At 66.3% G+C, this 10898-nt stretch carries 9 protein-coding genes; 4 read left to right on the top strand and 5 right to left on the bottom strand.

All coding sequences use genetic code 11. The features are described from left to right. Together RZ84_RS30275 and RZ84_RS30270 are read right to left on the bottom strand one after the other, a co-directional pair. Nucleotides 1-1104, bottom strand: coding sequence for a tyrosine-type recombinase/integrase (locus RZ84_RS30275; protein WP_043267478.1), 1104 nt, complete (start codon nucleotides 1102-1104; stop codon nucleotides 1-3). Between the two features lie 65 nt (nucleotides 1105-1169). Next, nucleotides 1170-2288 carry a tyrosine-type recombinase/integrase gene (locus tag RZ84_RS30270; RefSeq protein WP_241777926.1) on the bottom strand — a complete coding sequence of 373 codons (1119 nt, stop codon included), beginning with the start codon at nucleotides 2286-2288 and terminating at the stop codon, nucleotides 1170-1172. A 169-nt stretch (nucleotides 2289-2457) separates the two neighbouring features. Here RZ84_RS30270 and RZ84_RS30265 point away from each other — a divergent pair, with 169 nt between their 5' ends. From RZ84_RS30265 to RZ84_RS30260, 3 genes are all read left to right on the top strand, one after another. After that, nucleotides 2458-3453 (top strand): TRM11 family SAM-dependent methyltransferase, encoded by a 996-nt coding sequence (locus RZ84_RS30265; RefSeq protein WP_052230250.1) that lies wholly within the window; start codon nucleotides 2458-2460, stop codon nucleotides 3451-3453. Then, nucleotides 3453-3656: a hypothetical protein gene (locus tag RZ84_RS39310; protein WP_157878953.1), complete on the top strand. Its 204-nt coding sequence runs from the start codon at nucleotides 3453-3455 to the stop codon at nucleotides 3654-3656. The genes RZ84_RS30265 and RZ84_RS39310 overlap by 1 nt, the downstream gene beginning before the upstream one ends. A 107-nt stretch (nucleotides 3657-3763) precedes the next feature. Beyond that, nucleotides 3764-5860 (top strand): recombinase family protein, encoded by a 2097-nt coding sequence (locus tag RZ84_RS30260; protein WP_078894354.1) that lies wholly within the window; start codon nucleotides 3764-3766, stop codon nucleotides 5858-5860. Here the strand turns inward: RZ84_RS30260 and RZ84_RS30255 are convergent. From RZ84_RS30255 to RZ84_RS30245, 3 genes are all read right to left on the bottom strand, one after another. Next, nucleotides 5857-7200 (bottom strand): hypothetical protein, encoded by a 1344-nt coding sequence (locus RZ84_RS30255; RefSeq protein ID WP_043267476.1) that lies wholly within the window; start codon nucleotides 7198-7200, stop codon nucleotides 5857-5859. The genes RZ84_RS30260 and RZ84_RS30255 overlap by 4 nt on opposite strands. 82 nt (nucleotides 7201-7282) lie before the next feature. Next, nucleotides 7283-8125 carry a hypothetical protein gene (locus RZ84_RS39305; protein ID WP_043267474.1) on the bottom strand — a complete coding sequence of 281 codons (843 nt, stop codon included), beginning with the start codon at nucleotides 8123-8125 and terminating at the stop codon, nucleotides 7283-7285. Next, nucleotides 8122-10023, bottom strand: coding sequence for an AAA domain-containing protein (locus tag RZ84_RS30245; RefSeq protein WP_078894352.1), 1902 nt, complete (start codon nucleotides 10021-10023; stop codon nucleotides 8122-8124). The genes RZ84_RS39305 and RZ84_RS30245 overlap by 4 nt, the downstream gene beginning before the upstream one ends. Before the next feature lie 61 nt (nucleotides 10024-10084). Here RZ84_RS30245 and RZ84_RS37265 point away from each other — a divergent pair. Then, a protein-coding gene (locus tag RZ84_RS37265) for an IS5 family transposase (protein ID WP_198539934.1) occupies nucleotides 10085-10893 on the top strand; the annotation gives its coding sequence in 2 pieces (ribosomal slippage) (nucleotides 10085-10424 and nucleotides 10424-10893; 810 coding nt in all). Nucleotides 10894-10898 lie beyond the last annotated feature (5 nt).

Raw genomic sequence — 10898 nt, 5'->3', positions numbered from 1 at the left:
TCAGGCCCCGGCGAACGCCGGCACCAGTGCCTTGTGCAGGGAAGTGTTCATGAAGTCGTCGCTGACGTGCGTGTAGATGGCCAGGGAGCTGTCGCACTCGTGGCCGACCTGCTGCTGGATGAAGCGCCGGTCCACTCCGTCCTCGGTCAGATGCGTGACGTAGGAATGGCGAAGTCCGTGCGGGGTCAACTCTTTGTGCAGCCCCAGGGCATCCCGATATGCCTCGAACCGATCGTTGATCGACCCGGGCTGAAGGCGGCCCCCGCGCTCGGTGATCCACAGAGCAGGGTGATCGGGGAACCCGAAGCGCGGGCGGACATTTTCGACGTAGTCGGCGACCGCCTCGACGGCCCAGTCCATCACCGACAGCACGTTCCGGCGCCGTGGCGGCTGACCCTTCTTCGCCTTGCCGTAACGGACGTTGAGCGTGCCGTACCGGCCGAACTGCCGGGCCTGCGGATTGCGTCCGAAGTCGACCACATCGAGCTTGGACGTCTCGGTCCGCCGAAGCCCCCAACCATAGATGACCTTGAAAAGGGTGGCGTCCCGGTAGGCGGCGAGGGCGCCCTTGCGTTTGGACTTCACGGCGCGTGCGACCTGGTCGTCGGCATAGTCGAGGAACCGCTGCAGCTCTTCCCTGGTGAACGGCCTCGCTTCCGGGTCGCCTTCGTAATCCTGCAGGTGAGGCAGGGTATTCCACTCATGACAGATCGCCACCGGAAAAGTGCCGAACGCTTCCTCGCAGGCCGGTCCCCAGCCGTATCGGGCGTCGATGAGGAGGTCGGTGAACAGCCGAACCGTGCCCTGGTAGCTGCGGATCGTGGACGGCGCCAGATGCTTCTCGCTCGTCAGGGTGGCCGACCACTCGTCCAGGTGGGCCGGCGTCCACTGCCACGGATACTCGTTCGCGAACTCGAGGAAGCGGCGGATCAGTCGTTCCCTCGGGTCGATCGTCTCGTCCTTCAGCCCTCGCGACTTCTGCTGGGCCCGCCAGCCCCTCAGCATCGCGTCGAACATCGCGTCCTCGGGGCGCAACTGGACCACCCCTGAGACAAGCTCCATACGAGCCGACCCCGCCAGGGCCACCTTCTGCTGATGCACCACTCCAGACCATCCCTTCTGGAGAGCAGATCATGCATCAGAAGGGATCGTCTCGGCAACACCCCTGCTCAGACGGCCAGTTCGTAGAGGCTGCGGAGTCCTGCTGAGCCCCGCCGTGACCACGTGACCTGCGGCTTCTCGCCCACCTGATGCAATTCCCGAGGGTTGACGTAACCCATGGTCGTCGCAATCCACGAGTGGCCCAACAGCTCTTGAATGGCCACCAGGTCCATGCCTTCCAGGTAGAGCTGGGAGGCACAGAAGTGCCGCAATACGTGCGGCGTCAGCTTGCCAGTCCAGGCGGGCAAGTGGGTGGTACTGGCCGCGGCCAGGCTAGAGCGCAGTGCGTCGTATCCGATCCGCCCGTTGAGTCCGTTCAGCCAGCGGCGTTCCGACGGAAACAGCGGTGCACCAGCCAGGGAGTGATCTCCGCCGAAGTGTCCCCAGACGTCCTCGACGTACCAACGCAGGGTCCGTGCAGCGTCGTTGATCAAGGGGACCATCCGTTCTCGGGGCCCCGATCCCCGTGCGCCCTTGCCATGCCGGACGTGGAGCTTTCCGAAACGGCCCAGATCCCACTTCACATCCGCCAGATCCAGCGTGCGTGCCTCGTTCACTCGCAGCCCGACCGCCGCCATCAGCTGGGCAGCAGCGTAGTTGCGCGCGTGGGGAGCAAACTTGCGGCAGGTCGCCAGCTCCTGGGCCCAACCGGAGAAGAGCGTGTTCATCTCCGGCGCGGTGGGCGGAATCCGCAGCCGCGCGTCCTTCTTCCCGCGCGGACGGTTCATCTCATCCAGCGGGCACCGAGCGACGTGGCCGGTCAGTGTGTGGAGCTCGGCCTGAAAGCGCAGCTCGAGGAACTCGATGTACACCGACAACGCCTGCGACCGGCACAGCCGGGTCCCGATCGGCGCCTGGCGCAGGACGGTCCCGAAGTAACTGTCTGCGTCGCGGGGCTCCATCTCCCACAGCGGCCGTCCGAACCACAGCCTGATCTGTTCGAGATTCGACAGGTCACTGCGAATGGTGCCGTCCGCCAGTCCGGCCGAGGCACGCGCCAAGACGAACCCGGACAGCACGTCAGTCTCCAGCCGGGCGATCTCTTCAGCAGTGGCCTGCGGGCGTCGCTCACGCAGGTCCCGCACTACCGCCAGCGACACCGAGGCACTCCTCGTCTTCAGCAGCACACCGAATCCACCGGACAATCAGAAGGTACTTCACAAATGCTGATGAAACATCACATGACATCCGTGCGTGTCTCCGGCTACAGCACACCAGGTCAGAGCACCAGACCGCACAGCCTGTCCCCAACGAACCCAAGCGATATCGCTTACGCCTGAGCCAAGGAGATTTCTCGTGACGCGCTCCTCTTCGGTGTGGAACACCGCCCCCACCTCCGCCCCCGCCCAGCGCAATGGCCGTTACCTTCCCGACTCGTCGGCGCACCCGGCCAAGATGCACCCCGGCATCGCCTCCCACGCCATCCGCGCCTACACCCAGCCCGGTGATCTGGTTCTGGACCCGATGTGCGGCATCGGCACCACCCTCGTCGAAGCCCTCCACCTCGGCCGCAACGCCCTCGGTATCGAATACGAACCCAAGTGGGCCACCCTCGCCTCGCTCAACGCCCGCGCTGCCGCACAAACAAGTGGCACGGGCACCGGCATCGTCCGCTGCGGCGACGCCCGACGCCTCGCCGACCTCGCCCCCACCGATGCTCGCGGCGAGGTGGATCTCGTGGTCACCTCACCTCCCTACGGGCCCAGCGTCCACGGGCAAGTCCGCTCCTCCCGGGAGACCGGCGAACCAGGCGTGGTCAAGAAGGACTTCCGCTACGGCCACGACCGCGCCAATCTCGCCCATGTCTCCACCGCCCACCTCCTGGAGGCGTTCACCGAGATCCTTGCCCAGTGCCGCACCATGCTCCGCCCAGGTGGGACCGTTGTCGTCACCACCCGGCCCTGGCGCGAACGCGGCGAACTCATCGACCTGCCCTCCGCCGTCCTCGCCGCCGGCAGAACAGCCGGCCTCATCCCTGCGGAGCGGTGTGTAGCCCTCCTCGCCGGCATCCGCAACGGTCACCTGGTCTCCCGCCCGTCGTTCTTCCAGATGAAGAATGTCCGCGACGCCCGCCGGCAAGGCATTCCCCTCTCAGTGGTGCAGCACGAGGACGTTTTGCTCTTCACCCGCTCCCGAAGAGGCACCGGCATGCCGTCTTCCAAGAGCCGCACACCGGCTTCTGCAGCGGGCTTCCGCTCCCGCACCTGCGCCCCGAGAAGTCAGCCCGGTGCCACTGAGGGCCCTGGGGGCCGATCTGTGTCGTCGGCTGCCCTATGGCGGCGGGGTGAGTGATGACGACGAACCCGTCACACCACGCGATGGCCCCCGAGACCACGCCGCGGACACCTCCTGACGCCGCGTCGCCCGAGCTGACGGTGCAGCTGCCCGAAGAGCCCCCGCGCCTCACCGAGATGGCGGCAGCAGCCCTGCTGCGCTTCGTCCGTGAGGAGTACCACCGGCTGGTAGACGCGCCACCGGAGCACACCAACCCGTAAGCCACGTGGGCATGGCGGACGACTGGCCCTCTTCGCAGAGCAGGAGGTACCACTAACCGCCGTCATCCGCCGTGCCCACCGCACACCAAGCCAGAGAGCCAACGACCATGGTCCACTTCGCTTTCGCCGGACGCTGCTCCACCGAGGACCTCCAAGACCCCGAGACCTCCCGCAACTGGCAGCTCACCCGCGCCCGCGCCCTCATCGAACCCGCCGGCGGTGAAATCGTCGCCGAATACTTCGACACCGGCCACTCCCGCGCCCTGCCCTGGAAACGTCGCCCCCAAGCAGCCGCCCTCCTCGACGCCCTCCGTAACCCGGACCGGGGCTTCGACGCCGTCGTCATCGGCGAGCCTCAGCGCACCTTCTACGGCAACCAGTTCGGCAACACCTTCCCCCTCTTCGTCCACTTCGGCGTACCGCTATGGGTGCCCGAAGTCGGCGGTGCCATCGACCCGAACAACGAGGCCCACGACCTGGTCATGTCCGTCTTCGGCGGCATGAGCAAGGGCGAACGCAACCGCATCAAAATCCGGGTGCGCACCGCCATGGCCGCCCAAGCCCAGATCGAAGGCCGCTACCTCGGCGGCCGGCCGCCCTACGGCTACCGCCTCGCCGACGCGGGCCCGCACCCCAACCCGGCCAAGGCCACTGACGGCAAACGTCTCCATCGCCTCGAACCCGACCCCGACACGGCCCCTGTCGTCGTCCGCATCTTCACCGAATACCTCCGCGGCACGGGCCTCTACGCCATCGCCGAGGGCCTGACGCGCGACGGCATCCCCTGCCCCTCCGCCCACGACCGCGCCCGCAACCCTCACCGTCCCGGCTACGCCTGGTCCAAGGGCGCAGTCCGGGCCATCCTCGCCAACCCCCGCTACACCGGTCACGAAGTATGGAACAAGCAGCGCAAGGACGAAGTCCTTCTCAACATCGACGACGTCACCCTCGGCCACCGCACCAAACTCGTCTGGAACACCCCCGACGATTGGATCTGGTCGGCGCAGCCGGTCCACGAGCCGCTGATCTCCAAAGACACCTTCAGCCGCGCCCAGGCCAAGCGCCAAGCCCGCCGCACACAGACCCACCTGGAGCGAAAGCCGCGCCCCACCGACCGCGGCTACGCCCTGCGCGGTCTGCTCCACTGCGCCCTCTGCCACCGCAAGATGCAAGGCACCTACAACAACGGGAAACCGCACTACCGCTGCCGCTACACCGCCGAATACGCCAAGAACACCGCCCTGGACCACCCCCTGACCGTCTACGTACGCGAGGAACTCCTCCTCCCCGCGCTCGACAAGTGGATCGCCACCACCTTCGCCCCCGGACGACTGACCACCACGCTCCGCACGCTGCAGCAAAACCAGGCCACACGGTCCCCTGACACGACAGCCGCCGCGGCGGCCCGGCGCACGCTCACCGCATGCGACCGGCGCATCACCCAGTACCGGGCCGCGCTCGACGCCGGCGCCGACCCCCAACTCGTCACCACATGGATCAACCAGGCCCAAGCCGAGAAAGCCTCGGCTCAGCAAGATCTCCTCGCGACGGCGACCGCACAGCCCGAGACCCTCACCACAGAGCACATCGAGCACATGGTCTCCGCGCTCGGCGCGATGACCGACCGGCTTCTTGCCGCCGCCCCCGAGCGCAAACGCCCCTTGTACGAAGGCTTCGGACTCAAACTGGCCCTCGACATGCCAAAGAAGGCTGTGACCGTAGAGTCACAACCCTCTCAAACATGTACATATGGGGAGTGTCCGTGGGGTGAGTTGGACCAATACTCCACGGATCACGCCGCTCACTACCGAGCTGGAGCTATTCCAATAGCCCAGCTGCTACATATCTCTACGGTACTCGGAGAGCGTTGCGCCGTCATCGCTCGATCGTGTGACATCTGCCATTCGTCCGTAGGCGGCCGACAGTGGGACTGTATAGGTGAGGCACCCGCGCGCGAAATCCGCGTTCAGCGTTCGCGACACGGTCTCCTCCCGCATCCACCGGGCCACCGTCCAGGCACGCGCCGACGGCTGCTCGGCCATAGGCATCGCCCTGGTTGGCCTCGGTGGCATGCAAGTGGGGTGGTTCCAAGCGTGAGCTCCGTGTCGGTGCTCGTGAGCCTGTTCCGCGTTCCGGATCAGACTCACGAGCTGCGTGCGCGAAAGGGCAGAGCGCCGCCTGCGCATATGCTCAAAGTGGGCTAATTACGCAGTAGGCGCATAGCCAGCACTGAACCGTCAGGATGTATGGAGACGGGACCGTTCCAGCGTGGGGCCCAGGTGTCGCGCGGCCAAGTGGACCGGCGCGCGTAGATTTCGCGGCGGTATTGTTCCAGGCGTCCTTCCTCAAGGTGGCGGAAGAGGTCCTCCGCGACTCCGGAGAATGCTTCAACTCGCTTCCGGTTGAGCCGGAAGACGTGGTCTGTGCCGACGAAGTCGATGCCGAAGAACCGTTGCCGTGCGTCCTGGACGCTGTCCGTGGCCGCGTGTGTAAAACCAGCGAAGTGTCGTTGCCCTTGTCGTTTCGTGAGGTACGGGGCGGTCGCCCTTGCGTCTCCGGCGAAGGCGCTAAGACCGGCTGCGGCTGTGCGGGCGAGCGTGTGTTGGAACCACGCGTAGCGGTCGGGGCCCACGTGATAGCCGGGTTCGGGCTCCGTGGGCTTGTCGCCTTGCGCGGGCGGCTGGATGCCGGGATAGACGTTCTCGTCCTCCAGCGCGTGATCAAGAACGCGGCCCGGAGCGTCCAGCCAACCTCCTTCTCCGCCCGCCTCCAGGGTGTGGACCATCAGTGGGCCGTCGATTGGGAGCTCTGTGCTGAACACCAGGCACGGTGTCTCGTCCCATGCCCCGATGTGGACTGCCTCGACGTGGGCGGAAGCCGAGGCGAGCTGAGTATGGGAGGCGGAGAGCCCGCTGTGGTTGCCCTTGCACGCGATCGGGAAGACGCGAGAGGGCTCGCCGGGCCTCCATACCTCGGCGAAGAACTGAGGCCGGTACCGGTAACCCGACTTCGTGCCGGAGTCCCTGCTGGTCAGGGCCCACCCTGCGCGCAGAGCCGTGTCGGCCGGCACGATCGAGACGAAGTGCTGCGGGTGACGCCTACTCAGGAGTCGGGTAGCGATCGCCAGCGCGAAACCGGTACCGAGTTCTCCCGACTGAAGCGCCTTGTAGTAGTCCGCAGTCTCCCTGCCCTCCGCCGAGAGGGCCATGAAGGTGTCCGAGTTCCCGGTCAGAGCCTGGTTGTACTTCAGGCAGCCCCAGTGCTCGGCGAGTCCGCGTCCCGCTCCCCGCCGAGCCAAGGTGATTGCCCGTCCGAAGGAGTGCAGCACATCCCAGGGTGTGAGTTGCGCGAGTCGGCCGAGGTCCTTCGCCGGTATGGGCCGCAGTCCTGGCTTGCGGCGAAGCTGATCAAGCTCCTTCTCCTCTCGTTGCTTGTCGTCGTCCGCCGCCGCGACGCTCACGTCCCCGGCCAGTTCCGGGTTCGAGTGAGCTGCGACGTTCGACGGCTCCGCAAGGTCTTTCAGCACTTCTGCCGTGGTCTTCAACCTGCTCCCCCTAGTGATCCGATGTGCCTGGTCTGAGCGCAGTGGCCCGGCAGCCACGTCGGGGCCTTCGCACGTGCTGGCTCTACGCGCCGGCTGCGGGTTGGCTGGCCGCGAGGTCGTTGAGGGCGCCGTTCACGACGTACCACGACACGGTGAGCGTGTCGCGGTCGGGAGTGTGCGCCTCGCGGAACTCACACCGTGGGTGGACGAAATTGCGGTACTCGCGAAGGGCCTGGCTGAAGCGTTCCATGTCAACGTCGATCCAGCCCTCTTTGTGGCAGATGCCTATGAGAGCCTTAAGGCCGATGAAATCGGGATCTTTGTTGCCCAGCAGGGAGGCGTCGCGCTCTTGGATCACCGTGAGCAGGACGCCTTCGAGGAGGCTGCCCAGCATGATGATGGCCGCGACGTGAGCACCGTTGACGTAGCAGGTGCGGGCCTCGTCCAGGCGGCGCTGGAGCAGCGCGGCCATCCGTGCTTCACGGATGATCTCGGCCATGGTGGCCTTGAGTTCGACTGGTGCCTGCTGACCCGGGTGCGCCATAGCCGGGTCGCAGACGACAACCCTGGGCCGACCGCCTGGGTTCTCCAGGCGGAAGCCTTCGTGGACGAGGAAGGTGTTGACCGCGTTGACGACGGTCGGGAGGACGTCGGGCTCTTCAAGGTATTCGCGCGCGTCCGCGAGTCTGACCAGCACCTTCTCCAGCTCGGTGGGGCTGTCACGACGCGCAGTGAGGAGCTGGAGCGTCCACTCGCCGCGGTACTCGCCGTCGTACTCGGGCACATTGCGCCACCCGGCGTTCTCCAGGAACTGGGCAATCTCGAAGCCCCTGCGGTAGTAGAGGTGGTCGTCGCCACAGATGACGCGGGCCAGCTCTTTCAAGGTGTTGCCGTCGAGCGGGCCCAGAACGGTTTCCTGCGTCATGCGGCGTTGTCCTCCGTGGTGTCGTCGTCGTTTTGGTCATCGGACTGTTTGTCCCCGGTGTCCTCGTCATCCGTGAGCCCGTCGTCCGAGGAGAGATCGAGTGGCTTCCACCCGGCAATGGAGCCAGCTGGCTGGGTGGCTGTCGCCGACAGTGTGTAGTTCGCGGGCCGGATCCCCTGGCGGTCGAGTTCTTCCCACAGGCCGTCGAGTGCCGCGACGGGATCAAAGCGGAAGTCGCTCTCCCGTACCCGCCAGAACTTCCAGCCCACGCGCTTCAGTTCGCGGTCCCGGCGTTGATCGCTCTCGATCTGCTCCCGCGTGGCGTGGTGGAAGGCGTCACCGTCGCACTCCACGGCGAACCGACCGCGGGCCCCTACGACCACCAGGTCGATGCGCTTGCTGCCAGCCGGGAACTGCGGGACCACGTGGTAGCCCCGTTCCTTGATCTCCAGGTACACCTGCTGCTCGAAGAGTGAGTCAAAGGGAGCCCTCCGGACGTCGGGCAGCACCGGTCCGATGTCGTCGGCGGCTTCCAACGCGGCGGGCGGGTTCTCCATGTACGTCAGGAGGTTGAGCCGCAGGTCGTGTGGCTTGAGACGGTCCGGCGGGACCGAGTAGAAGAGCCGCATCTGGTCCTGGGCACGGCTGGCGGCGACGTTGTATGCCTGCTGCTCGCTCTTGTTCCCACCCGCCGCGCGCGGCGGGTTCGTCACGACCATGGACAACAGGATGACGTGACGCTCGTCGCCCTGGAACGAGGCCGCGTTGCCGACGCGAATCTGGTGCTTCTCACGCACGGTGGCCGGCAGCCGCTGCTCGATGAGGGTCTCCAGGAGCTTGGTCTGCCCGAAGCCCTGGAGCACGATCACGCCCATGGTCTTGTCCTGGTAGGCAGGGTCCTTGACCAGGTGGCTCATGCAGTCGACGATCGCCTCGGCCTCCTTGGGGTTGTGAACACGGCTGTCGCGACCCGCGACCACCGCGCCTTCGACGAAGTGGGTACGCAACGGGTCCAGCCGTTCGGCGCCGTACTGGCGCAGGGGCAGGAGCTTGTTGTCGTAGAAGGTGCTGGAGGACCAGTTGATGATCTCGGGCACACAGCGGAAGTGCTCTTCGAGACGGATCACCTGCGGGAAGAAGTTGCACAGCAACTGGTAGAGATTGGTGTGCGGCATATAGAGGTGGCGCAGCCGGGTAGGCATGTCCGGCAGATGGGCCGCCAGCTTGTCCTGGATGGCCTGGTGACGGCCGTTGCGCGTGACGGTAGGCGCGCACTGTTTGTCGTCACCGACGACGATCACCCGGGGAGCCAGCCACAGGAGGAACAGCGCGTCCATGCCCGCCTGGCTGGCCTCGTCGACGATGACGACGTCGAAAGCGTCCCGCTTGGCTTGCACCATTTCGGCGACCTGGGGGATGGGCATAACCCATGCGGGAACCGCATCCTGGGCCACGGACATCGCGTCGCGTGCCGCGGCTTTGAAGAGTCCCGTGTTCCGCCCCTTGCCCTTGCCGAGGGACGTCACGTGCGTCCGGTACGCCTGGAGCGCCGAGCGCTGTTCCTGCGTCATCCGCTCCAAGCAGTGCAACCGGCCCCAGGCTGCGGCGAGTTCACCCGTCACATGCTCCAGCCGGGCTTCGTGCTCGCTCAGGTCGCCTTCGAGCTTGCGCTCCAGACCGGGCGTGCGCTGCTTGTCCATGAACTGCGAAGCCTTTGCCCAAGCCCACGCCCGTTCCAGGGACCCCAGCCGATCCTCCCAGTCGGGATCGTCGGCGCTGTCGACGAGGCGGCCTGCGAGCAGAGGGTGGCTGGCGCGTAGGGCGCCCAGCAGTTCGGCGCACCGACGCGTGCGGTGCTCCCGCCGGTGCGCGGCGGCCAGAGCCTCCTTACTGATCATTTCAGAATGAGTTTGTGTTGGGGGCTTGGCAGTTGGGGTGAGAGACGGCAGTCTTCTGCGGGTGTCCGACGATCTTGTGCCTGATGACCTGTGGGAACGTGTCGCGCCGTTGCTTCCTCCTCGGCCTCCGCGGCGCCGTCGATATCCGGGCCGGCTGCCGGCGGATGATCGTGCTGCCCTGCGTGGGATTGTGTACGTGCTGTGCAAGGGCGTGAGCTGGGCGGATGTGCCTGCGGAGAGGGTCGGTTGCAGTGGGGTGACTGCTTGGCGGCGGCTTCGGGACTGGACCGAGGCCGGTGTCTGGCCTCGTCTTCACGAGGTCCTTCTGGCGGAGTTGCGGGTGGCCGGTTCGCTGGACATGGATGACGCGGCAGTGGACGGCTCGCACGTCAGGGCTCTCAAAGGGGGGCTCACACCGGACCTTCGCCGGTCGACCGCGCGCGTCCGGGCAGCAAGCACCATCTGATCACCGACCGGCACGGAACACCGTTGGCGGTCTCGTTGACCGGCGGAAACCGTCATGACGTCACCCAGCTGATGCCACTGCTGGACGCGATACCCCGCATTCGCGGAGTCCGGGGTCGTCCACGTCATCGGCCGGGCCGGCTCTTCGCCGACCGCGGCTACGACTACGACAAGTACCGCCGCCTTCTGCGGGCCCGCGGCATCACACCGAAGATCGCCCGCAAAGGCACACCTCACGGCTCCGGCCTGGGCAAGACCCGCTGGGTCGTCGAGCGCACCTTCGCCTGGCTCCACCAGTTCAAACGCCTGCGGATCCGCTACGAGATACGCGCCGACCTCCACCTCGGCCTGCTCCAACTCGCCTGCAGCCTCATCTGCTTGAGGAGACTCCGGACCTCATTCTGAAATGA

The sequence above is a fragment of the Streptomyces sp. CT34 genome (assembly GCF_000805335.1).
GTDB lineage: Bacteria > Actinomycetota > Actinomycetes > Streptomycetales > Streptomycetaceae > Streptomyces.
This window is presented reverse-complemented; position numbering and strand designations above follow the sequence as displayed.

What these genes read in the sequence shown, in the direction of transcription:
- RZ84_RS30260 (WP_078894354.1), top strand. Translation starts at nt 3,764, where the DNA reads ATGGTCCACTTCGCTTTCGCCGGACGCTGCTCCACCGAGGACCTCCAA.
- RZ84_RS30245 (WP_078894352.1), bottom strand. Translation starts at nt 10,023, where the DNA reads ATGATCAGTAAGGAGGCTCTGGCCGCCGCGCACCGGCGGGAGCACCGC.
- RZ84_RS39305 (WP_043267474.1), bottom strand. Translation starts at nt 8,125, where the DNA reads ATGACGCAGGAAACCGTTCTGGGCCCGCTCGACGGCAACACCTTGAAA.
- RZ84_RS39310 (WP_157878953.1), top strand. Translation starts at nt 3,453, where the DNA reads ATGACGACGAACCCGTCACACCACGCGATGGCCCCCGAGACCACGCCG.